Origin of the sequence: Coprococcus sp. OM04-5BH, assembly GCF_003482105.1 — a bacterium.
Taxonomy (GTDB): domain Bacteria; phylum Bacillota; class Clostridia; order Lachnospirales; family Lachnospiraceae; genus Coprococcus.
The window spans coordinates 1,102,355-1,126,841 of sequence record NZ_QULM01000001.1 but is presented as its reverse complement, the minus strand read 5'-3'; the positions used below and the strand labels follow the sequence as shown (position 1 = coordinate 1,126,841).

23 protein-coding genes and 1 pseudogene are annotated in these 24,487 nt (G+C 45.0%); 12 read left to right on the top strand and 12 right to left on the bottom strand.

What is annotated here, in order from left to right; all coding sequences use genetic code 11:
• Positions 1 to 369: 369 nt before the first annotated feature.
• The 12 genes and pseudogenes from DXB54_RS05005 to DXB54_RS12310 all read right to left on the bottom strand — a co-directional run.
• Positions 370 to 963 carry a nitroreductase family protein gene (locus DXB54_RS05005; RefSeq protein WP_118694407.1) on the bottom strand — a complete coding sequence of 198 codons (594 nt, stop codon included), beginning with the start codon at positions 961 to 963 and terminating at the stop codon, positions 370 to 372.
• 183 nt (positions 964 to 1,146) lie between these two features.
• On the bottom strand, positions 1,147 to 1,602 hold the full coding sequence (locus tag DXB54_RS05000) for a hypothetical protein (protein WP_021937744.1): 456 nt from the start codon (positions 1,600 to 1,602) through the stop codon (positions 1,147 to 1,149).
• Between the two features lie 1,088 nt (positions 1,603 to 2,690).
• The gene (locus DXB54_RS04995) at positions 2,691 to 3,857 is read right to left on the bottom strand and encodes an Mbeg1-like protein (protein ID WP_118694406.1); all 1,167 of its coding nucleotides are present in this window, start codon (positions 3,855 to 3,857) and stop codon (positions 2,691 to 2,693) included.
• 212 nt (positions 3,858 to 4,069) lie between these two features.
• Positions 4,070 to 5,443 (bottom strand): MATE family efflux transporter, encoded by a 1,374-nt coding sequence (locus DXB54_RS04990; RefSeq protein WP_118694405.1) that lies wholly within the window; start codon positions 5,441 to 5,443, stop codon positions 4,070 to 4,072.
• 452 nt (positions 5,444 to 5,895) lie between these two features.
• On the bottom strand, positions 5,896 to 7,221 hold the full coding sequence (locus DXB54_RS04985; RefSeq protein WP_442872132.1) for a citrate/2-methylcitrate synthase: 1,326 nt from the start codon (positions 7,219 to 7,221) through the stop codon (positions 5,896 to 5,898).
• Positions 7,208 to 7,723, bottom strand: a complete 516-nt coding sequence (locus DXB54_RS04980; protein ID WP_243104740.1) for a MarR family winged helix-turn-helix transcriptional regulator — start codon at positions 7,721 to 7,723, stop codon at positions 7,208 to 7,210. The genes DXB54_RS04985 and DXB54_RS04980 overlap by 14 nt, the downstream gene beginning before the upstream one ends.
• A gap of 226 nt (positions 7,724 to 7,949) precedes the next feature.
• Complete coding sequence (locus tag DXB54_RS04975; protein WP_118694403.1) at positions 7,950 to 8,714, bottom strand: TraX family protein; 765 nt, start codon at positions 8,712 to 8,714, stop codon at positions 7,950 to 7,952.
• Entirely contained in the window at positions 8,683 to 10,140 is a 1,458-nt protein-coding gene (locus DXB54_RS04970; RefSeq protein WP_118694402.1) for a GGDEF domain-containing protein, read from the bottom strand. Before DXB54_RS04970 ends, DXB54_RS04975 begins: the two co-directional genes overlap by 32 nt.
• A gap of 225 nt (positions 10,141 to 10,365) precedes the next feature.
• Entirely contained in the window at positions 10,366 to 11,370 is a 1,005-nt protein-coding gene (locus DXB54_RS04965) for a PLP-dependent cysteine synthase family protein (RefSeq protein ID WP_021938050.1), read from the bottom strand.
• A 22-nt stretch (positions 11,371 to 11,392) separates the two neighbouring features.
• Positions 11,393 to 12,808 (bottom strand): lanthionine synthetase LanC family protein, encoded by a 1,416-nt coding sequence (locus tag DXB54_RS04960; protein ID WP_118694401.1) that lies wholly within the window; start codon positions 12,806 to 12,808, stop codon positions 11,393 to 11,395.
• Between the two features lie 176 nt (positions 12,809 to 12,984).
• Complete coding sequence (locus DXB54_RS04955) at positions 12,985 to 13,446, bottom strand: NUDIX hydrolase (RefSeq protein WP_118694400.1); 462 nt, start codon at positions 13,444 to 13,446, stop codon at positions 12,985 to 12,987.
• 60 nt (positions 13,447 to 13,506) lie between these two features.
• A pseudogene (locus DXB54_RS12310) lies at positions 13,507 to 13,677 on the bottom strand (site-specific integrase); the annotation flags it as partial.
• 257 nt (positions 13,678 to 13,934) lie between these two features.
• Here DXB54_RS12310 and DXB54_RS04945 point away from each other — a divergent pair.
• The 12 genes from DXB54_RS04945 (at position 13,935) to DXB54_RS04890 (ending at position 24,466) form a co-directional block, all read left to right on the top strand.
• On the top strand, positions 13,935 to 14,456 hold the full coding sequence (locus tag DXB54_RS04945; protein ID WP_118694399.1) for a DUF5720 family protein: 522 nt from the start codon (positions 13,935 to 13,937) through the stop codon (positions 14,454 to 14,456).
• Positions 14,457 to 14,485: 29 nt separating this feature from the next.
• On the top strand, positions 14,486 to 15,358 hold the full coding sequence (locus DXB54_RS04940) for a DUF6017 domain-containing protein (RefSeq protein WP_005361053.1): 873 nt from the start codon (positions 14,486 to 14,488) through the stop codon (positions 15,356 to 15,358).
• Between the two features lie 125 nt (positions 15,359 to 15,483).
• Positions 15,484 to 16,416, top strand: a complete 933-nt coding sequence (locus DXB54_RS04935) for a DUF3991 domain-containing protein (protein WP_242992161.1) — start codon at positions 15,484 to 15,486, stop codon at positions 16,414 to 16,416.
• A gap of 13 nt (positions 16,417 to 16,429) precedes the next feature.
• Positions 16,430 to 16,654, top strand: coding sequence for a hypothetical protein (locus DXB54_RS04930; protein ID WP_055156485.1), 225 nt, complete (start codon positions 16,430 to 16,432; stop codon positions 16,652 to 16,654).
• 32 nt (positions 16,655 to 16,686) lie between these two features.
• Positions 16,687 to 16,968, top strand: a complete 282-nt coding sequence (locus DXB54_RS04925) for a helix-turn-helix domain-containing protein (RefSeq protein WP_005361060.1) — start codon at positions 16,687 to 16,689, stop codon at positions 16,966 to 16,968.
• Positions 16,969 to 17,050: 82 nt separating this feature from the next.
• Positions 17,051 to 17,953, top strand: coding sequence for a hypothetical protein (locus DXB54_RS04920; RefSeq protein WP_117468897.1), 903 nt, complete (start codon positions 17,051 to 17,053; stop codon positions 17,951 to 17,953).
• A gap of 126 nt (positions 17,954 to 18,079) precedes the next feature.
• Positions 18,080 to 20,008 carry an LPD1 domain-containing protein gene (locus DXB54_RS04915; protein WP_243104755.1) on the top strand — a complete coding sequence of 643 codons (1,929 nt, stop codon included), beginning with the start codon at positions 18,080 to 18,082 and terminating at the stop codon, positions 20,006 to 20,008.
• Between the two features lie 18 nt (positions 20,009 to 20,026).
• Entirely contained in the window at positions 20,027 to 20,857 is an 831-nt protein-coding gene (locus DXB54_RS04910) for a hypothetical protein (protein WP_118285559.1), read from the top strand.
• The gene (locus DXB54_RS04905) at positions 20,854 to 21,270 is read left to right on the top strand and encodes a DUF3846 domain-containing protein (RefSeq protein WP_005361068.1); all 417 of its coding nucleotides are present in this window, start codon (positions 20,854 to 20,856) and stop codon (positions 21,268 to 21,270) included. Before DXB54_RS04910 ends, DXB54_RS04905 begins: the two co-directional genes overlap by 4 nt.
• Before the next feature lie 23 nt (positions 21,271 to 21,293).
• Entirely contained in the window at positions 21,294 to 22,103 is an 810-nt protein-coding gene (locus DXB54_RS04900; RefSeq protein WP_243104739.1) for a hypothetical protein, read from the top strand.
• 51 nt (positions 22,104 to 22,154) lie between these two features.
• Positions 22,155 to 22,625 (top strand): PcfB family protein, encoded by a 471-nt coding sequence (locus DXB54_RS04895; RefSeq protein ID WP_040446572.1) that lies wholly within the window; start codon positions 22,155 to 22,157, stop codon positions 22,623 to 22,625.
• A complete protein-coding gene (locus DXB54_RS04890; protein WP_005361076.1) occupies positions 22,622 to 24,466 on the top strand; it encodes a VirD4-like conjugal transfer protein, CD1115 family in 1,845 nt (614 codons plus the stop codon). Before DXB54_RS04895 ends, DXB54_RS04890 begins: the two co-directional genes overlap by 4 nt.
• Positions 24,467 to 24,487 lie beyond the last annotated feature (21 nt).

Genomic DNA, 24,487 nt, shown 5'->3' with positions numbered 1-24,487 from the left:
CTTATATCTGTCAATGCCACAAGCATCAACAATCTGTATTGAGACATATAATCCCCCTATCATATTCCGATAGTATTAAATGCCATCACCTTTCTATAAAAATACTTTATTTACAGAGATTTTGCAAATAAAAAGATAAGTCTGCCATAGCCTTAAATGCCTACCTTTTCTAAAGCTCGTTTAAGTTCTTTTTAGTCAACTTCATTTTTGTGACTCGTTTACTTAACTTCATTTTTGTGACTTATTTGACACTCTCGAAGCATTCTGAAAGATCAAATTCACCCGCCGTTAATTATATATATTACATTTTCCCCGTTGTCTTAACAAAAAACCTGTCTCGTAGGTTCTACAAGACAGGTTCTCTTCTTATTATTCACGATATTCAACTATCCGTGTCATTCTCTTTCTTGGTCTCTTGGCCGGAGCTTCCGCCGAATGTCCCACAGCTACAATGCCTATCAACTGGTCCTCTGTGTTCAGGTATTCCACGATGTCGTTATAGGCGAAACAGGTATTTGCGATCCACAGAGTTCCCAGATCATGCTCTGTTGCAGCAAGTATCATATTCTCAATGGCTGCCCCTATGGACAGGGAGTCGCATATCTCAACTATCCTCTTCTCATTATCTATGGCTGCAAATGGCGTCTTTCCGTTTGTATTAAGTACCACTATAAGACACGGTGCCTCATCCATAACTCTCACGGTATTCTCTGCGTCCGGTATGGCAAATGCCCACTCAGGCATAAGGGCATGAGTCTCCTTCTCATTTTCAATACCCTGACGCATAACCTGAACCAACTCATCCTTGGCTGCCCCCTTAAAAACTATGAACTTCCAGGGCTGCCTGTTCTTGGCTGATGGTGCCAGGGTCGCCGCATATATCATTTCCTCTATGATCTCCTGAGGTATTTCCTCCGAGGTGTATTTTCTTATACTTCGTCTGTTGTCTATTGCCTTTATCATGGTGTGCCTTTCTGGTAAATCAAATCAAACATTTTTACGCTCTCGTTAAGCCATCTGTATATTAACGCCCGCTTAAAATTTAGTCAATTATAATTTACTAAAGTATAGTTGACTAAAACGCAATCAAAAAGACACTCACATTATCTGCAAGTGCCCATGATGATTTTCTATATTAAAATGCTATTATTTCTTTTCCCTGAATATGCTTCTGAAAATAAGTCGTACAAACGGTCCGCAATAGAACATCTGATACAACAATGCCATAGGGAAGTTCATACCCCATGTCTGGATAAATGTTCCGAAGGATCTGTTTTCTTTGAATAAGATAGTTGCAATGAGACTCATGATCGGACACATGATACAGCATATACATATGGAGATCGCATATGTTATGAACTGTGGGCGGTCATCCGGCCGCATAACCTTGAAAGCTAACATCCTGGCTAACTTGCCCACCACGAAGAACTCCAACACGAATGCTACCGGTACCATTATCGGCATTTCATGAAGTGCCATAAGAAATGTCTTTCCTGTCACCCCTCCTGTGTTCAATGCTACATTGTAGACTATCATTCCATAGACCATAACTGTAGCCATGATGATTGTGAATATGGCGTCTTGAAATTTGTTTTTTGGCATAAAAATACCCTCCTTTTGATGATTGACACGATCCGTGTGTTTTCTTTTTAATGTGTCATTTAGCACGTTCTTATTATTGGCACGACTATGTACTCTATTTTTTCGTGCTTCATCTGACATTTTCTCGTGTTGTTCGTTATCATCCAAGAAGGGTTGTACGTTTCCAATTAATATTTTTATTCACCGAAGTCACAACTATATCATACTTTTCATGAAAATGTAAGTATTTTTTTATTTTGTTTTATTGCTAGATTTTTTCAGTATTGAAATCATCATGAGGTGCCGGTGCGTTTCATGATATTTGACCTGTTTTCCTATCTTCCATATTTAAGTCATGCTTTTGGGGATATTTTCTTGACCTGTTTTAATGTTTTTTATTTTAGGTCATTTTTTTCTGCCGTTTTTCGTGACCTGTATTGCCATTTCCGATTTTTAGGTCACTTTTGCCTCCAATTTTCCGTGACCTATATTGCCATTTCCGATTTTCGAGTCACTTTTGCCTCCAATTTTCCGTGACCTGTATTACCATTTCCAATTTCCAGGTCACTTTTGACTGCAATTTTCCATGACCTGTATTATCATCTTCAATTTTCAGGTCACTTTTGCCTCCAATTTTCCATGACCTATATTGCCATTTCCGATTTTCGAGTCACTTTTGCCTCCAATTTTCCGTGACCTGTATTACCATTTCCAATTTTCAGGTCACTTTTGCCTCCAATTTTCCATGACCTATATTGCCATTTCCGATTTTCGAGTCACTTTTGCCTCCAATTTTCCGTGACCTGTATTACCATTTCCAATTTTCAGGTCACTTTTGCCTCCAATTTTCCATGACCTGCATTGCCATTTCCAATTTTTAGGTCACTTTTGCCTCCAATTTTCCGTGACCTGTATTGCAATTTTCAATTTTTAGGTCACTTTTGCCTCCAATTTTCCGTGACCTATATTGCAATTTCCGATTTTCGAGTCAATTTTGCCTCCAATTTTCCGTGACCTGTATTACCATCTTCAATTTTTAGGTCAATTTTGCCTCCAATTTTCCATGACCTGTATTGCCATTTCCAATTTTTAGGTCACGTCACCTCATATCACTTCATAAATTCAAGACTCAGAACTGCCTCAATTATCTGATCCATGCCCCGCTTGATCTCCGGATCTATGTTCTTCATGCTGCGGTAGAATGTTACGATCTGGCCAAATGACAATTTGAAGTCTGCGGCATACTCATGATTGAGATTTTCAAATATGGTTTCAAAAGCAAGCTTCATAGTGTCATAGCTGATGTTCTCTACACCCTTGGTGGTGTTAGTGTGAAGACGTCTGCTGATATTGGATAATCTACCCTCCACGAAACACTGTCCGAAGACCTCCCATGTTGTAGGATTATGCTCTCCGAGAGCAATGGAATTGCTCTTCACAACCACATAATCTGTGTTGTTGTTCATCAGGACTCCCACAACCGAGTCCGTCGGAACTATAGTGGTGAGCTTCTCTGCCATCAAGGCAAATTTCACCTGATCATACTCATCTTTTCTAAATCCCGGCCCATCAAAATTATATATCTTCTTAATCCTGTCAAACAGGCAATCAGCAGCTCCTGTCACCGTTCCGGAAACCTTCACGCTACCGTCCTTCGTCTCTGCTCCGGAAGCCTTCACACTATCGTTTCTCGTCATTTTCCCTGGACTTTCCAGACTATCATCCATAACAGCAAGCTTCTCACCCGCTGCCTCCATACATGCCGCCATGGCAAGGTTGCCACCCTTTGAATGTCCGCACACATAGAGCACATCATCCGAGTAAAGGCTGACATTATCCAGGTATGAAATTGCCAGACTGTGGGTTGCTGTGGGATACTGATATGCTCCTCGCATGTTCTCTATCCAGCCTATCAGGGCATAGTCTGTTCCCTTGTAGCTGACTGTCACATTCTTTCCCACTCTGAAGGTCACTGCCCCGAACTGGGTCTTGTCACTCCTGAGATTTATAAAGTTGCTCACACGCATATTTCCATATCTTATTGAACCTTTAATAAGCGTTAGCAGCTCATACACCTGTGTAACCAGCCCATTCTCCATATTCTCCGAATAGGCTTCAGAGTATGATATAAACTCGTCTATGTCCTTTTCATCTTCAAATGATGCTGCAGGAACATACGCTAAAACTGAACACAGCAGACAATCCATGACATTCCATGGAGCATCTGCTGTATCAAGATGTCTATAATACTCAACATAATCAAATATTGTATACATTCATAACCCCTTATTTCAACCAATCTGATCAATTCGTCTCTATAATCAATATATACAAAACCTCGCCTACTATGTCAAGGTCTTATATCAAGCCCATACATCAATTCTTTATATCAAGACCTTATATCAAGATTTCATAGCAAGGTCTTATATCCGCACATTATATCAAAATTTTATAGCAAAATTTCATATTAATATCTTACATCATTAGTCTACGCCCCAGCCTTGCTTACCTTTCCCTTTACCGGGTAACCCATCTGGCGTCTGAGCTTTCTGCAGGCGTAGAAGTAGGTGGGTATCAGGAACATATCAGCCATAAGCCATGCAATAGGACTTCCGAGGCTTACGCCTACGAAGCCAATAATTGGCACCAGTCCGAAGCCTGCGATGGATCTTGCCACCATCTCGAATACCCCTGCAAATATAGCCACACCTGAAAATCCCATTCCCTGGATAAGGAACCTGACTATATTCACCAGTGCCAGCAGGAAGTAAAAGCCTGTATTTATAATAAGATACATATGTGAATTTCTTATGATCTCTGTTTCGCTGCCGCTTACAAAGAGCATGGACAGCTTGCCGCCGAACAATGCCGCAATAGCAAATGCTATAACAGAATATCCTATACCAAGTATAAGGCAGGACTTAAGTCCCTTTCCTATACGTTCAAGCTTGCCGGCTCCCACATTCTGACCTCCATAGGTTGCCATTGTTGAACCAAGGGCATCAAGAGGACAGGCGAAGAAGTTACCAAGCTTGCTGGCTGCAGTCATGGCTGCAACTGCATTTGATCCAAGAGTATTCGCAGCTGTCTGAAGAACAACACTTCCGATGGCTGTTATGGAATACTGTAATCCCATAGGTACGCCCATGTTGCAGAGCTCCAGTGCCATATGGCCCTCAAACTTCCACTCACCCTTACGGATACGAAGTATCTCGAATCTCTTCACCATATAAACCAGACAGGTAACACCTGATACTCCCTGGGATATAACTGTAGCCCAGGCTGCACCTGCAACCCCCATCTTAAGGCAGATAAGGAACACAAGGTCAAGGGCGATATTTATAACCGAGGAAAGAACCAGAAAAATGACGGGAGTCTTGCTGTCACCGGTTGCCCTTATTACGCCTGCCACTATGTTATACAGGAATACAGTTGGTATTCCAAGGAAGATGACAAATATATAATTATAGGCACCGTCGATTATATTGTCCGGTGTCTTCATCAGTGTAAGTATGTCTCTGCACAACAGGGCTGTCACTACAGTAAGTATAATGGAGAAAACGATACCAAGCCACACACAGTTTGCCACGTATTTACGCATGCCCTGGTAATCCTTTGCACCGAATTTATGGGATACAGGAATTGCGAATCCATTACATACGCCCATGCAGAAGCCTATGACCATGAAATTTATACAGCCGGTGGAACCCACCGCGGCAAGATCATCTACACCAAGATAAAGTCCCACTATCATGGTATCCACCAGATTATACAACTGCTGGAACAACAGTCCGAACAGAAGCGGAACGGCAAAATTAAGTATCAGTTTCATTGGTTTTCCATTTGTCAAATCTTTTGTCATAATTGCGTCCTTTCATATATTGTCTATCATTGAACATCAGCCCATTTAAAATTTGCCTTCGGCAAAGGGCTGACGCTACATGTCAAGTTTTCACATAAAACTTGACACAATCTTCAGATCCGGAGCTTTAAATTTATATTCCTGACTGCAATAGCATATGAATTTCCGTTTGCTGCCCATTGGAATTTTATCCAAAATTTATCCGGATTTATCTTTTCTTTACAACCTCATGAATTTATAACGCAAATAACAAAGAAATGCAATAGAGTATTTTCAATAAAATTATTGAAATTTTTTAGATATTTTATCAAATATCTACTTCCGCACCTTATCTCCCATTTCTTGTCTTCTATTCCTTATCTAATTCTTTGTTTGTATTCCTTAACTTATATTTCTTAATTTATTTTCTTTATCCTATTTGTTGCCCTTCTTTGTCTTCTATTCCTTGTCTTTTATTCCTTCTCTTCCATCACACTCATATACGCCGGTCTTATGATCTTGCTGGCACATATAAGCTCCTCTATTCTGTGGGCACTCCAGCCAACAATTCTTGCAATGGCAAATATCGCCGTGTAGAGCTCCTGAGGTATTCCAAGCATTTCATAAACGAACCCGCTGTAGAAGTCGATATTAGGACTTACGCCCTTGTATATACGTCTCTTCCTGGCAATAAGCTTAGGTGCGATCTCTTCGATGTTCTGGTAAAGGAGCATATCCTCCTGTCTGTTCTTCTCAACCACCAGCTTCTCCACATACTGCTTGAATACCCTCTCTCTCGGATCTGAAAGTGAGTACACCGCATGACCCATACCATATATAAGTCCCTTGTGGTCAAATGCCTGCTTCTCCAGTAATTTGTCAAGATACGCCTCTATGGCGTCCTTGTCTGCATAGTCATGGACATGGTCTCTGATGTCATCCATCATCTCCATAACCTTGATATTCGCACCGCCGTGCTTAGGTCCCTTAAGGGATGACATAGCCGCCGCTATAGTAGAATATGTGTCTGAACCTGATGAGGTTACAACTCTTGTGGTAAATGTTGAATTGTTACCACCGCCATGCTCCATATGAAGGATAAGGGCTGTATCCAGAACCTTTGCCTCTACAGGTGAATACTTCTTGTCAGGTCTTAAGAGCATAAGAAGATTCTCCGCAGTGGAGAGTGTCGGATCCGGATGATGGATGAACATACTCTGCTGCTTCTCATAATGATTGTAGGCATTGTAGCCGTAGACTGCCAGAAGCGGGAACTCACTTATAAGCTGTATGCTCTGCCTTAAGACATTTGCAATGCTGGTGTCCTTGGCCTTATCGTCATAGGATGCAAGAGTAAGTATACTTCTGGTCATGGAATTCATTATATCCTCTGATGGTGCCTTCATTATTACGTCTCTGGTGAAGTTAGTAGGCAGAGTCCTGCAGGCACCTATAAGCTCGGCAAATTCCTTCTCTGTCTTTTCATCCGGAAGATCTCCCATGAGAAGAAGATAAGCTATCCTTTCAAATCCCAGCTTATCCTCTCCCAGAGAAGAGATAAGATTCTCAACCTTATAGCCTCTGTACCACAGTCTACCGTCAGCAGGAACCTTCTGTCCGTTCTTTATAGCTGTGGAAGTAATCTTTGAAATATTTGTAAGTCCCGTAAGGACGCCATTTCCATTCTCATCACGAAGTCCGAGGTTTACTCCGTATTCATCATAAAGACAAGGTGAAACACTGTCATTGCCAAGGCACTTATCCTGTGCCCACTCTGTGAATTTATTAAGCCTCTCCATCATCGTCGCCTGCTGCCTCCTTACTATCTATTCCCATCTCCTCAAGCTCGCTGTCCATAACCGTCTCAAGCTGCTTCATGAGATTTAAAAGTTCAATAAGATTTTCCTTGCCGAACCTGTTTATTACTTTTCCATAATATTCCTTTATGATCTCCTTGTTATCCTCAAGAAGCTTGTGTCCATCGTCCGTCATGGTAACATATGTGCCTTCGCTTCCGTCACCATCGTGCATCCACTTAACAAGGCCACGCTCCTTAAGCACCCCCACCATTCTTGAGGTCTGTCTTATGGTAAGTCTCATCTTTTCTGCGATATCCTTAAGGTATGACTTTCCCTGATATATGTCTTCTTCACTCTCTGTATTGTCGATTATGTGAAGTGCAATATAGTCCGTAATGCTTAACCCCTTATTCATTCCAGCCTTGTTAAAAAGGTATCTCCTCATCATAAATTCATTTCCAAGTTTAAGTATAGATATATCTTTCTTCTCTTCAGCCATCATATCACCCCTTTTTGATCAAATCATTCAGCTTTGTTATTCTATTGTTCTTACCTTACATTTATGGGAGCGTTAGCACTCCGAGTCTGTGAGTGCCAATCCGAACTATAAAAAAACGCTTCCGAATGAAGCTGTTTATAACATGTACCTTATCATTATAGCTTTTAACTGAAAACTCCGTCAATAGCTTTATGATTATTTAATATGTGGCAAACCTATTTATGGATTGTTAATATTTTAATGCCATCCTGATAAGTCCCAGCACCAACAGATGGGTCGGATAGAAAATATAGAAGAACCACTTTGAAAATTTGGCAGAACGACTTCCCTTAGGGGCACACTCTCCCCCATAGCAGTACACAATCACTACGCCTGCAAGGATTATTCCTGCGCTGTTGCCAATGGAATATAAGATATTATCAAGAACCGGACACTGTCCCAGTCTGCTTACAAAATTGAATACGCAGAAAACCGCTGCCGACACCTGAAATACCATGCCTCTGCGTTCCTTAGACTCTCCTGCCCATATGAACAACAATACAAATGCCGGTGCAAATAATGACCAGTCACAGATCAGTGACACTAACGCCAGCGCCGACACCACGAAAAATCTCAGGTTCACATCGTAGATACGGTCAAATGCCACCAGTATGAGATAGCATATAAACAGAGAGAATATCATGTTAAGACTATGGAATTCCATCAGTCCTTCTCCGGAAAATGCCATCATGTATGGCATCTGGGATACCAGGGCAAATACTCCAAGTCTCACACCGTACCTTCTTTTTGAGCTTGTATAACCATATCCCTCCACCAGAAAGAAGCACATGGTTATGGCAGTAAAATAGCCAATATCGGTAAATACCTCATAGAGAAAGCTTCCCTGTATAAGGAATATATACGCAAAGTGATTTAATACCATGGCGGCCACTGCCATATATTTTATAGTTTCACGATGAAGCTTACCTTCGTCTTTCAAGTCCCTTTGTTTCATAATGCTTATTCTTCTCATCATACATCTTACGATCGGCAACCTTCGCCATATCGTACACGGAGTCCCACTTCTTCTCGTCACTGAACACATAGCCCGAGGATATTACCATGGAGCTTACATGCTTGCCATGCCATGACGCAATCTTCTTATCGAAGTTCTTCTTTAACTGGGCAAATTCCTCATCCCCGGCAAATACTATGGCAACGAACTCGTCTCCGCCTGTCCTGTACACCTTACCGTTTTCACCATAGCACCGCGTCATGCAGGAAGCTGCCCCCTTTATAAGCTCATCACCTGCAGCATGCCCCATGGTATCATTTACCATCTTAAGTCCGTCAACGTCCATTGATACATATACGAACTTATCTGTCCAGCTTAACTTATTATTTATGTCGTCCTCATAAGCACGCCTGTTGAGGCAGCCTGTAAGCTCATCGGTGTTGGACAGCCTGATCTGCTCATCACGCTCAGCCCTTGCCATAAGCAGTCTTCTGACAACCAGATACAGGACTACCACTGTTATTATCAGGTACGCAGCCATCACTGCCATAACTGCCAGATTACTCTTGTCATTTATAGCCGTTTCATACAGGATACCTATAAGATAATCCCCACTCTTTTTAACTACACTGTTATACCTCTTGCCCTCATACCAGTAGTTGAAACTGATAGTTTTCCCATCTGTTATTACATCATTTATATAATCAGCCTTGCTTATTGTACGACCTATCTTACTACTTTCCGTGGCGCCACGTATAATACCTGTATCTGCATCTGCCACGTATATATGCATACCCTCATAGGTCGGCATATTTCCTATAACTGCAGAAATCTCATTCTGCTTAACCTCTTCCAGAAGCCTCACAGGCTTAATGCCAACCTGCACCATATGTGTTCCTTCCTCATTCCAGGTAATGGCATACATCATTTCCTTACCTTCTGAGGTATTCGGGGTAACATCCTGGCACATGGTCAGTTCCTTGTCCTTAAGCATAGGCTTGAAAAAACCCATCTGGTCTCCCGAATCAAAATTATAACCATAGTACTTAGGTATAGTTCCGCTGCATATGGTTCCTGTTGCATCAAAGATATGTATCTCGTCAACTGACATAAGGGTTGCTATCTTGTTAAGCTCACCTACATCCTGCTCCGACTCCGGCCTTGAATCTATCATATAAGAAACTGCCCTTGCGCGGATCATATAGTCGTTCTTAAGCGAAGCCAGCATCTCCTCTTCATTTCTCCGGTTCTCGTCTATAATACTTATTACCTGATCAAGGAGTACCTTGGATGTTGTCTCAGAACTCTTATTATTAATATAAACCAGTATTCCAAACTCCATCAACATGGCAAATATCACCACAAGCACTGACGTTACGATCAGCTTCCAGGATATTTTGTTTTTGATTTTTTCCTGTTTCTTCATACCCCATCACCTAAATTATTTATTGGCGCAACCTGCTTTTATTATGAATTGTACCACCATTATGTATCATGGTCAATTTAAGAAGCTATGAGTGGACCACAATTATGAAGCGATGAATGGATTACAATTATGAAGCTATGAACGGATCACAATTACTTTGCTCGCCTTATGTTCTATACTCTGCCACACTGCCTGGGGCATACCCACATGATAACCTTAAGATTACTACTGGACCTTATGGCTTAGTGGATACATGTTTGTGCTTAAATATTTCATTCCGTTGTCGGCAAGGGCAATGATTATATTCTTGCCCTTATTTTCAGGTCTCTTAGCTACCACTGTCGCTGCATATATGGCTGCGGCTGCCGACTGACCTAAGAACACACCATCTGTCCGGGCAATCTCACGTCCTACAGCGTAGGCGTCCTCGCCCTTAACATCTACACACTCATCATAGTCAAATCCAACGATGAACGGAGCCTTTGCGCTGTCAGGGAATCCCGGATCGCCAAATGGTGCAATACCATCTATAGTCTGTGGATCCTCAGATCCGCCCGGTCTTGATGTGACATCTGCCTGAACGGCAACAATCTTCACATCAGGGTTTTTTTCTCTGAAATATTTTGATAAACCTGTTATGGTTCCGGCAGTACCACTGGTTGCCACAAGGATGTCAACCTTGCCGTCGGTATCTTCCCAGATCTCAGGGCCTGTGGTTGTGTAATGAACTCCCGGGTTGGCTTCATTTGCAAGCTGGTTTATGAAATAATGTGGTGTAGGCTGTGCATCGCAGTATCTTTGGATTGCTTCCTGATAAAAGCCTGTTGAGAAGGTTCCATTTGCGAATGCCTCAGGGACTCCCGGCACATCAAACATGCTCTTAAGCTCTGCACCATATGCCTCCAACATCTTCTGTCTCTCCTCTGATTGTCCCGGCTCAAGGAATACGGTAAGCTTGTAGCCCCTGCTGGCTGAAAATGCAGCAAGTCCGATACCTGTATTTCCTGATGTATTCTCTACAATAGTATCTCCCGGATGGAGTATTCCCTTCTCCTCTGCCGCCTTGATCATGTTAAGTGCAGCTCTGTCCTTTATGGAGCCTGATGGATTGAAGTACTCCAGCTTGCCAAGAAGATGTGCCTCTATGTTGTTCTTTTCCTGATATTTTACAAATTCAAATAATGGTGTATGTCCTACCAGTTCTTCAATATTCTTTATAATGTTGCTCATGATATATCCTCTCTTTCGTTAGTTACTTTCTGTATAAGTCTTTGTATGGATCCTCCAGGTATGGCGGAAGGTAATCCCCGCCGCTTATATACCGGGCAAATGCTATAAGTGAAGACGCGCAGCCTGCTGATCCATGATATAGTCCTATGTACGGATCTGATGTCTCCGGCTCGTGCCTGTTCCATGCCGTGTACCAGTTTCTTAATTTATTCCTGTAAGTAGACTCACCTATGATGGTCTCTGCCGCATCATAAGCCGCACTCAGGTATCGGTCATCCCCTGTAAGCTTGTGTACGTTTAGAAAATGCTCCAACATTCCCGCTGCACCACAGCAGTAACAGTTGGTACGCCAATATCCCTCCGAATGCTTCGCCGGTGCTCCTGTGGCAAGAAGTCCGTTGGTAAGCTTCACCACAAAATCCTTGTACCTTTCCTCACCTGTAATCTCATATAAGCTGTAGAACAGCCTTGAGGTTCCCACAGGTCCCTGACACACTCCCAAGTAATAAAGATCTGTGAGGTATGTGTCGTTGTACCTCACAAGAGCCGCCTCACCATCCTCTGAGTAATCGGCAATGTTCATTATGTACTCTGCAGCCCCCTGTGCAGCTTCTATGTATTCTGACAAAGGTAATGGTGCCTTAACCTCCCTGTTGCCTGCTACGTGTTTATATACCTCCGCAAGAATGTATCCACAACCTGCAGCACCATATTCAAATCCCGGAAAATATCCCCCCGGCTTGCCGATAGTTGGAAATGTCTCTGTAGGCATTACATACCACCTGTAACCGCCGTCAGGTGCCGGCTCCTTCTTATCCAGTATGTAGGCTGCCGCCTTAGCCGCCGCCTGTATATATCTCTCATCACCGTAGAGTTCATAGGAATCAACAAGATACAATATCAGACCGCCTTCACCTATGATCCCGTAATCGCCGTACCAGAATAATCTGCCATTTTCTTCATTTGCAGACAGGATACAATCATCAGTAACCCTGACGGCAAATGTCTTATACTCCTCGTCTCCTGTGATCCTGTATAACTCCGAAGCCAGATATCCGCCACCTGCAGGACCGTTCAGATATCCTATATAAGCCCCCTGCAGATAAGGTTGGTCAGTAGTAAAATCTTCTTTTCCTTTGTAATTCTTCATAACGTATGCTGCTCCGGCCCTGGCTTTCTTAAGCCACTCCTCATCACCGGTTGCAACATAAAGTCTCAGGTAAAATAACGCAATGCCCGCCGCCCCGCCATAAAGGCTTGTGGATTTCAAAAGCAGAGTGTCTTCACCCACCTGCTTTCCCGGCAGCACATCCCAATATTCTGTATCTTTATCTTTATGTCCGTAGGTTTCAAGCCAGGCTGCTGATTCCAGAGCAACCTCAACTAGCCGCTCTCCGGTAAGAGGCTCGAAACGCCTTATCCAGTTTTTCTTGCTCATAATGTATCCTTTCTGTGCTTAAATACATGTATACCTATCTTCTATCTGTTGTATGTCTTCTACTTATCTCCCTAGCATTTTAGTAGGTTTATCTGATAAAAAAATACTACCATTCAAGGCAGTATTTGTATAATCTGAATTTTTTATTATAGGTTATAGGGTGAGGCTATATAATACTAGTAATATCTAACCTCATGCTCCACCAGCTCATCACCTTCATATCTGAGCTTCAAAGTAAAAAATCTCTGTTCATCCTCAAGAATGATCTTTAAGAATATGGCGTCTCCTGTCCAGGTTGGAAGCTTAGGAACCTTCTTCTTGTCTATCCAGGCAAGGTCTCCCTCGTCACATATCTGAACTTCGCCGATGAAATCATCCGCAGTGAACAGGCACATCTGCTCCGGCTCACATTCATTGCTTATAAAGGTGATAAGTCCACGAAATCTGTAGGAAGTAAGGGTAAGTCCGGTCTCCTCCTTCACCTCACGGAGCAGGCACTCCTCCGGTGTCTCTGCATACTCTGCGTGTCCACCCACGCCTATCCATTTGCCCTTGTTTATGTCCTTTTCCTTCTTGGTTCGATGGAGCATAAGGTAACATCCATCCTTTTCTATGTAGCATAGGGTTGTCATTTTCATAATCGTTTCCTCTTTAAAATCAGCGCAAGCATCTAAGTGTATCATATATTGTAACAACATTTATAATCCGGATAACGTCCGCATTACCAAATCTACATCCTTATTCTCCAGCTCCTGAATAATGTGCAGATACGTTTTTTGAGTTGTGGTCATACTGGCATGCCCCAGTCTACGGGCAACGCTGGCTATAGATACCCCTGCAAACAGCAAAAGTGATGCGTGGGTATGCCGTTACGGTATAATAACGACAAACAGAAAAAGCCTTTATTTTCAAGGGGTTTGAGCGTTTGTCGTCTTTTATTCAATTCCTTTTCCAAGTTGAAAATTGACGAAAACTATAAAGAAAAAAGGAGGCTGTTTTATTAACGACAAAATTTAATAGTGCCAGCGGTCCGGCTTTATGTCTGACCGCTGGTTGCCGTGGGCGTTTCACTTTTATAGGTGGACGCCCTTTTTTCATACTCATTTTCGAGAGAAAGGAGATCCACATGGAATTAAACGAAATGGAAAAAAAGCTGCTCTTTCAAGTGGAGGGCGATTATCAGACAAAGATCCTGAATGAACTTTATATGACCGTGCGGTATTCAAATAATTCCGAACAGCGGGAGGCGGCAGAAGGTCTTATGGCAAAACTTCGTGTTCTGTCAAATGCAGAGTGCATGGACTTGGTAAAAGATATTCAGAAGAATTACCGTCTGCCCTATCCAGCCCGGACGATTGGAGAAAAGATCGCCGAGGCCAGACAACAATCAGAGGCAGAAAAATTGAAGGGGCATGACATCATGGCACTTGAACGCTTTGATCCAGAAGTAAAGCACATGATCGTCTTTGATGTATTGTCTTACGATTCCCCTGTTGGCGACAAAGGCGATAAGATGCGCTTGTTCCTTACAGATGCCGGCTATCAGAAATTTTTAGAGAGCCAGGAACGGGGCGAAGTGAAACTGAAAAACCATGCGAAGGTCTCTGACGGTCATCTCCATTATGACCGCAGGGATCATGCCTTGTAACGGAATAGTCGAAGAAAGGAGGCGGTACAATGGCAGTATTCCGTGTAGAGAAAACAAAGGACTTTACGATAATGAGCAATCACCATCTGCGCAATACGGAGTTGTCCTTAAAGGCAAAGGGGCTTTTATCACTTATGTTGTCGCTGCCGGAAGATTGGGATTATACCACAAAGGGACTCGCCCATATCTGCAAGGATGGTGTGGATTCTATCACTACTGCCCTGAAGGAACTGGAGCGGCATGGTTATCTCACCAGACAGCGCCTCCGCTATGATAACGGGCAGTTGGGAGACATTGAATATACGATCCATGAGCAGCCTGTAAGTACCGAAAACACAGGGCTTTCACCTAAACGGGAAAATCCAAGACAGGTAAAACCAGAACAGGCAAAACCTAAACAGGCGGAACCTGAACAGGAAAATCCGGCACAATTAAATACTAATCCATTAAAAACAAAAAAATCAAAAAAAGATAAATCAATAACTTATCCATCAATCTATCCGGCAGAGCCGGAAGCGGCAAACCGCACGGATGGGATGGATCGGATAGAGCTGATAGAAGCCTATCGTGAAATCATCAAAGAAAATATTGAATATGACTTACTGGTCTTACGGTATGGCAGGGAACGTTTGGATGAAGCCCTTGAACTTATGCTTGAAGTGATTTTGTCGAAACGCCCTTACATTCGCATTGCCGGAGATGATTTTCCGAGGGAGATCGTCAAGAGCCGGTTCCTGAAGATCAATTCCGGCCACTTAGAGTATGTCTTTGACTGTATCGACAAGAACACAACGAAGGTCGGAAACATCAAAGCGTATCTGCTGGCGGCGCTGTATAATGCCCCGGCTACAATGGACAGCTATTACCGTGCCGAGGTCAATCACGACCTGTACGGCTGTTAGGCACCTTTGGGTGTCTTTTTTCATTTCATCACAGGAAGGAGGCAAAGCACAATGAAAAGAAACACTGTGCCGGTACTATGCCCGGCGTAACCAAAGAACAGATTCAGGCAGCGCGGGAAGCTGACTTGTTTACTTACCTGCAATTCCATGAACCCGGCGTGCTGAAACAGGATGGACCTAATTTCCGGCATAAGGAGCATGACAGTCTGGTATATGTGACCGGGAAAAGGTACTGGTACTGGAACAGCCGCGGACGGAGTATCAATGCGCTGGACTACCTGATCCAGATTCGGGGATATGGTCTTGTGGATGCGGTTCATGCTCTGGTAGGTGGCGAAATCCCACAGGAACCGGCTTACCGAAGTACGGCAGAAATACAGGTATCAAAAGAGCCGGAAAAGAAAACATTCGCTCTCCCCTGGGCCAGACGTTGCGCGACCGCTGCGGTCTCCTATTTGCAGAAACGGGGGATCAGCTCAGAAGTCATTCGCCAGTGTTTACAAGCCGGGATTTTTTACGAAGCCCGGTATCATGGAGAACCGGTTTGTGTGTTTGTTGGGAAAGATGATTCCGGGAAAGCGAAGTTTGCCTGTATGCGCAGTATCAGCGGCAATCTCAAAAAGGATGTCTATGGCAGCGACAAAGGATATAACTTTTGTTATCCCCCGCAAAGTCCGGGCAGCCGGCATGTGGCAGTCTTTGAAGCTCCTATTGATGCGCTTTCCCATGCGACACTTCAAGAGCTGGAGGGATGGAAATGGAATGGTTATCGCTTGTCTTTGGGCGGTACTTCCCATGTGGCGCTGACTTCTTTCCTGGAACGCCACCCGGAGATACGGCGTGTTACCCTTTATATGGACCACGACCTTGCCGGATTTGTCAATGCCCGGAAAATCAAGACCATGCTTCACGAGGATAAACGTTTCCGTCATATCCGGGTAAGTGTCAACCCTCCCCGGATGGGAAAAGATTACAATGAGAAATTGCTGCTGGTTCGGGAACAACTGCAAACCAGCCAGCACCAACGCCGCCCAAAAGAGGCGGCTGTTTCAATTTAGGGAGGATTTCAACATGAATGGATCTCAACATATCTGCTTTACAGACAGCGCCGGAAAAGCGCTGTTTTCCATTCCCGACAATGGTTTACTCTGCCTGTTCTATGGAAACGGGGACAGGCACTTTGCTGTTTGTCATCGTCTGGATGACACCCATGCAGAAATTGACGGGGTAAATTATTCGCTGCCGGATTTTGCCAAAAGGATGAAACACAACCAGATCAGCTTTGCTCCGGCATAAGGCTGGAAAACAAATAACAGGAGGATTTGAAAATGAAAAAAATTGAAAATACCGCTTTGCAGATGATTGCCGAGGCTTCCCGGTGTCCAGACTACGGCCCCGATATGGTTAAATCGCTGATGAAAAAGCTGGACATGAACGAAAAGGGCTTTGCTCTTTTGATGAATGTTGCCCCATCCACAGTGCGTCTTTGGACCAGCGGAGCTGCACAGCCCTGCGGCACAGCAAAACGCCTCATGCAGATTTATGAAACCGGTCCGGAGATTGTCGGCAAGATTGCCGGCGGGCAGCTACCGGCAGATGGGAGGGATTGATTAAATGGCGGAGACAGATAGCCAGCCGTTTGCGGAAAATGAGCAGGTCAAAGAGCTGCTTCACATGAAAGGAGGAATTTGATTGAATCAGGAACCACTACCGCAGATTCATTTGATCCGTGATACAGACTTATCCGTCTTTGCGTATGAGCTCCATATTTTTGCCGGAGATTTTCTTAGGGAATGCGAATTTAATATGCGTTCTCTGGCGACAAATACCGGGGCTGATTCCATTGCCATCATGGGAAAAAATCACATATGGCTTTCCGACGCTTTGTTTGCTTATTGTTCTACGGCGGATCTTTATCAAATGATCTCAACAACGGAGTTTATCGGAGCGAGGGCTTTCCTGTTTCATACGGATCGCAGAGAGGGCGGTCACTTGTACGGAGATGTCCTGATGATGGATTTAGACACGCTGCGGCAGGATATAAAAAGAAATATCCTCTATCCTTGCGGCGTCAATATCGAACGCAAAGATGGTTCAGCGGCTACGGTCAGCCTGAAAGAATGGACTGAAATGGAGCTTTACGAAAAAGATGCTCTGAAAAGTTGGGGGTTTTCTTATGCCCCGAATCAAGTTACGGAATGGCAGTACCACTATTCCACGATGTTCAGACAGTGGATGGATCAGGCATTTCGTTATATGCCCCAGGATTTAGAAGAACGCCTGAATATGCAATATATGGAGGCAGCCCAGAACCCGGATATGGATAAGTACCGCATACCACAGGGAACGGCAAAGCAAATGCTTCTTTATGACGAAGCCCCTGTGTATCGCCTTCTTCCATCCGGTTCGGAGAAAATTGCGCCCATCGCGGCAATCTCTACGGGCCTGTGGTATGAAAATTACCGGGAGTTTGCCATTGCACCGGAGGATTTAGGCGCTCTGGACAAACTGATCCGCAGGGAAACTGACCGGCTCACAGGAAACCTCCCACAACTTCACAAAAACGAAGAACGTCGCCCTGCCCCGGAGCGATAAGAATTTTACACTGACTGGAGGTGATGAAGATTGGCAGGAGTGCATGAAGATTTCGGTGAAAAGATCGGCGGTGCGAAAAAAGACCTGTGGAAAGACCGCGGGCTGTATGCGGATGATCTGGAAGCCATGAATGAGCGCGAAGCCGAAAAATTTGTGAAAAAGGATAATGTCTGGAAAAAGCCGGACTATGCAGCCATGCTGGAGGAAGGGATTCCTCTTGGCGTGGTCTATTTTATCAAAAAAGCAAGGGACGGCTTAAACGCCTCTCCTCAGTATTACCGCACGGATGACACCCCGGAAAAACGGACTGCGAGGCAAAAGGAGTATATAAAAACAGTCCGGGAATTGCAGACAGTGCTTTCAGATGTCCGTACTGTGGAGGATGCCATGAGAGCCTATGACCGCTTTTTCGTTGACAATGGATATTTAGAAAAGGTACAGGGCTGGGTAAGCGGAATCCATTACCGGGCAACGAAAAAGGGTCAGGACAATCCCGTGATTACAAACAAATTATCCAATACTATGCTGATCCGCTCGGCTGAATATTTTGAGCGCAACTTTACTCAGAAAGCAAAAAAGGAACAGTTTTGTGTTTCCAAAGAGCAGAAAATACCGAAAGGTTATGCGATCCACTTCAACGACGGGAAACATACCTATTCTAAAAATGAGGACTGGAAACCCGGTACCTACTATGTGACAAAAGGCTATTCGATCCTGCGGACCAATTTTGAGACCAAAGAAGCTGCCCTGAAATGGGTGCAGGAACTTGCCAAAGGCAGGAACAAAAATGGGAAGATCCGGTTTGTCCCTCCCCAGCTCGCCCATGTCAAACGTACCGGCCCGGATTATCGGAATGGCGTGGAGATCACCGGACAGCATTATCTTGATACATTTGGATTCCGCGGCGGCGAGTTTGGAAACTGGATGAACCAGAACGACCGTCAGACCTCCCTTAACATGGGATTTGAAGCACTAAAGGATCTGGCGTCAGCCCTTAAGATCAGCGATAAAGATATTGCTTATCAGGGAACGCTTGCTATCGCTTTTGGTGCAAGAGGCAGCGGCAATGCTGCGGCTCATTATGAACCTTTGCGTACAGTCATCAATCTTACGAAAATGCACGGGGCCGGTTCGCTGGCACATGAATGGTGGCATGGACTTGACGATTATCTTGGTACAAAGATGGGCGCAAAAGGGATGCTGTCAGAACAGCCCCGCCTCTATGCGCCGTTCCAAAAACTCATTGACACCATGAAGTATAAACCGGAAACACCGGAACAGGCAGCAAAGCGCACGGAAGCACAAACAGAACGCACCCGGAAAAATGCGGCAAGCTGGCTGGATTCCTCGGTTCTTGCCTCTCTGAAACGGTATGGCAATGAGGAACAGATGGAAACTTACGCAGTCTTGCGGGAAGCATTTTTGTCCGGCGAACCCGGCTCTGTGGGACAGATCAGCGCATTTAAGAAGAATGTTACCGGCCGGGTAATTCCCAAAAGTGAACGGGAACGGCTGGAAATTTTTGAGCGTATGCTTTCCAGGATGCAGGCGCAGGAAGCTCCGCAGATTGGACGGACGGAAACTGATTTTTACCGTAATTCGGTACGCATGGGAAAAGAATGTGAAAAAGACGGCGGTTATTGGGACAGCAATGTGGAAATGACAGCCAGAGCCTTTGCCTGTTATATCAAGGACAAACTGCCCTACACATCGGATTATCTGGTAGGCCATGCCGACTGTGCCCTTACCCTGGTTTCCGGTAAAGACGGAGAAATGGAGGTATTGAAAGCCTTTCCTGTGGGGGAAGAACGCCGTGCGATCAACGCTGTTTTTGACGAGATCATTCAGGATTTGAAACGGGAACAGCTATTGACCCATGCCGATGTAACGCTTCCTCTCTCTGTTTCTGAACTTCGTGAGGCAGCGGACGGTCAGCTATCCATGTTCGGCGTCGGCCGTCCTTCCGTGATGGATCAGCTTGCGGCAAACAGACCGGCAGATAAAAAATCACCGGCACAGACGATTTTCAGAAAAAACCATGAGCCGGAAATATAGCAGGAGGTGAACAGCATTTTGGAAGAAAACAGGGATTACCATGCCTACCGGTATGGCGACCACTTGACGCCGGGATCAGAGCTTAAAATTGAACACAGCGTAGTTTGTGAAAATGTGGATATTTCTACTCTGATCACAATGGGAACCGATAGCCTGGAAGCCATGCGCCAGGGAAGTATTGACGGGGAGCAGAAAGCCTATGAAATCGTGGTGGCTGCTGCAAAACAGTGGGAACAGCAGGCAGCGGCAACACAGACGATCAACCGGGCTTTGGAATATCTTCGTACACCGGAGATCGAACATACCGGCAACCAGTGGAAAGACACCGATAACTGGAGGGCGGATCAGAAAATCAGCAACCGGGTCTATCAGATGACCTGCAGTATTTGGGAAGATACGAAATATGACAGAGAAACCAAACAGAGTGTTCCGATTGCCTGGTATGTGACATGGGAAGTCCGTATTCATTCCCCGAAGCAGGGATATGGAGCAAAGATTGCCGGACAAAACCAGAAACGATATACAGATAAGAACGCAGCCATAAAATACCTGGACGGGCGAAAGAAAGCCTATTCCCATTTATTCACGGAAATTTCCCCGCCGATCCCGAAAGAATATGAGCACCATTTTATGGTTCACGGTACTCTTTTACCTGGCTATACGGTTGAAGGACTGGAACAGGCCAAAACGGAACATGCCGCCACCGAGGTTTCGGAGGGCGGTATTTTTACACCCGAAAACCAGGAGAAGCCTTCCGTCCTGGGGAAGCTCTCTGTGGCAAAAACTCAGGAAAAAACGCCAACCACTCCCGGTACGGCAATGAAAAAGAAGGAGGATATACAATTATGAAAGTGTTAATGGTAGAGCCGGGCAAGTCCCCTTATGCTGCGGAGATCGAAAGTGGTCTGAAATCCTTGCAGGCGGCAGTGGGCGGAGATATTCAGGCGGTCTATCCGTATGAGGACCCGGTGGCTCTGATCTGCAATGAAGAAGGCAAGCTGATGGGGCTGCCTTTGAACCGAGCTCTCTTTGACGATGACGGCCACATCTATGATATTGTGTCCGGGAATTTTCTGATCGTTGGTCTTGGCGAGGAAAATTTTACAGACCTTTCCCCGGATCTGATGGAGAAATATGGGGAGCAATTCAAGTACCCTGAAAAATTTGCAAGGCTTGCCGGCGAGATCATTGCAGTCAAGCAGCCTGCAACCAATGAGCACCGGGAAAAACCGATGATGCACCATTCCGGCCCGGATTTGTAGAAAGAAAGGAGCCAATTATGTTAATGGCAGTAAATGAACCTTATGCCCTTATGGTGCAGCCGGACGATATTCTGATCTCTCCCCGTGAGGTAGATGAACATTTTGGGACGATGGTATGCTTTCATCCCAGCTATGCGCTGGGCGACCATCACAACCATATGGACAAAGATGACTTCCTGCGGGAAATGTATTTAGATACCGTAGGACATGATGAAGCCGGCATGAAACGCTATGAACGGATGGTAAACATTGTAAGCAGCCGTTTCCGGCATGGACCAAAGACAGAGGAACGGGCGATCGATGAAGCAATGCAGAAAGTAATTTCGGAAAAGTATCTGATGCTCCCCCTCTATCTCTACGACCACTCAGGTCTTGCCATGAGTACAGAAAGTTTCTCAGGCAGGGCTCCTCATGCAGAATGGGACAGCGGACAGGTCGGCTGGATCTATGTTTCCAAAGAAGATGCCCTAAAGGAATTTGACGCTGACAAGATGACCGGCGCCATCCGGCAGAAAGCGGACGCACTGATGCGCAGCGAAGTCGCCGCTTATGATTCCTATCTGCGTGGCGAATGTTATGGGTTTGAGCTTTATAAAAACGGGGAGCTGTCGGATAGCTGCTGGGGCTTTATGGGTAACTTTTCCGATGTGTTGAAAGATATGGCGGCATACCTCCCGGATGAGTGCAAAGGGATGGTCGATCATCTGGAGGAACAGGAACGCCCGGCTACGATCATCAAGACGCTTTTGAAACATGCTAAAATTCAGGTCGATCAGGCAGCAAAAGCCTTTGAACACGCTTCCCGACAGCAGGTTCTTGGGGAAAGCCGGTAAAAAGTTATTTCCATATTATAAATACCGATTTTATCAGAAAGGAGGATGCTCTTGCAGGAAGAACTCGAACAACGAACGGTTTCTGTTTCTATACAGGCAGCAAAACTGTCAGGGCGGGTACTGCGTGCGGCTATTGCTGCGGTACTCCAAAAGATGGAACAGGAACGCACAATGCCAAAAGTCGGGCGCAACAGCATGAAGCGGCTGACTTATAAAGACCCCGGAGCCAATACCATTGAAGTTTCAGGGCGAATCCGCTCTTTTGAACGGTATGCCAGAAAACATCAGGTACGCTACCATATAGAAAAGGAACTTGGGACCGATCCCCCAAAATGGACGGTATATTTCAAGGCAAACCAGGCGGATGCACTGACGGCAGCTTTTAAGGAATATACAAAGAAAGACCTTACACGCAGCACCAGACCGTCGCTGCTTATACAGCTTCATAAGTTCAAAGAACTGGCACAGTCGCTTGGCCGTGACCGTGTAAAGAACAAAGAACACGGAGGACCGGAACGATGAAGATTGATGCAGAAACATTGAAAAAACAGGTCATTCTCCATCTGCCTTATGTTCTGTTCCTTCTGGTATTTGCCAAGCTGGGCGAAGCGGTGCGGCTGGCTCCCGGAGCAGACGCTTCCCAAAAGCTGTTAGGACTGTCCGAAGGCTTTGCCCTTGCGTTTCAGAGTATGTGGCCGGGGGCGGCAATGGACTGGCTGATCGGTTTCTGCGGTGCAGCCATTATGCGGCTGGCAGTCTATCTTAGAGGGAAAGACGCTAAGAAATACCGCAAAAATGTGGAATATGGTTCTGCAAGATGGGGAAATAAAGCCGATATTGCCCCGTTTATGGACCCAAATCCGGAAAACAATATCATTCTTACCCAAAGTGAAGGACTGATGTTAAACGGAAGGCCCAAAAATCCGGCCAATGCAAGAAATAAAAATGTACTGGTAGTCGGAGGATCAGGTTCGGGAAAAACGCGCTTTTTCATCAAGCCCAATCTGATGCAAATGCACAGTTCCTACGTCGTCACCGATCCGAAAGGTACAGTCCTTGTGGAATGCGGAAAGATGTTGCAGCGAGGCACACCAAAGCTGGACAAGGACGGAAAGCCTGTGCGTAATGAAAAAGGAAAGATCATCTATGAGTCCTATAAAATACGGGTATTCAATACGATCAATTTCCAGAAAAGTATGCACTTTAACCCGTTCGCCTACATTCATTCCGAGAAAGATATTCTGAAGATCGTCACTACCCTAATCGCCAATACCAAAGGCGAAGGAAAAGCCGGAGACGATTTCTGGGTCAAGGCAGAAACCCTGCTCTATACGGCACTGATCGGATATATCTATTATGAGGCTCCGGCAAACGAACAGAATTTTGCCACACTGGTAGAAATGCTGAACGCAATGGAAGTCCGTGAGGATGATGAGTCGTTCAAAAATGCCGTTGACCTTCTCTTTGACGCGCTGGAACAGAAAGACCCGGATCATTTTGCCCTGCGTCAATATAAGAAATATAAGCTCGCTGCCGGAAAAACAGCCAAGTCGATCCTTATTTCCTGTGCTTCCAGACTGGCTCCTTTTGACATTAAAGAAGTCAGGGAAATTACCATGTATGACGAACTGGATCTGGATATGCTGGGAGATGAACGGACTGCTCTTTTCCTTATTATGAGTGACACGGACGGGACCTTTGCATTTTTGATCAGTCTGATCTATTCCATTTTGTTTAACCGCTTGTGTGAGCGGGCGGATGATGTATATGGTGGAAGGCTTCCCATCCATGTGCGCTGCCTGATCGACGAGGCGGCAAATATCGGGCAGATCCCGAACCTGGAGCGTCTTATGGCGACCATCCGAAGCCGTGAGATCTCTGCCTGCCTGGTGCTGCAGGCGCAAAGCCAACTCAAAGCCCTGTATAAAGACAACATGGACACCATCATCGGTAACTGTGACGCCTCCCTTTTCTTAGGAGGCAAAGAAGAAACCACCTTAAAAAGCTGGAACTCCCTATTGGGGAAAGAGACCATCGACCTGTATAACACCAGTGTCACAAAGGGCAATCAGGAATCCCACGGACAAAATTTTCAAAAGCTGGGAAAGGATCTGATGTCGGTGGATGAACTGGCAGTCATGGACGGGGGTAAATGTCTGTTGCAGATCAGGGGTGTGCGGCCGTTCCTCTCCCGGAAATACGATATAACCAAACACCCAAATTACAAACTGCTTTCCGATTTTAATGAGAAGAACGCTTTTAATATCGAAAAGTTTCTTTCTACCCGGATGCCGATGCGTCCCGGTGAACGATACCGCAATTATGAAGTCACAGCCGAAGATCTGGCTTCCCAGACTTTATAAAGTTGTTCCTGCCTGTCAAAG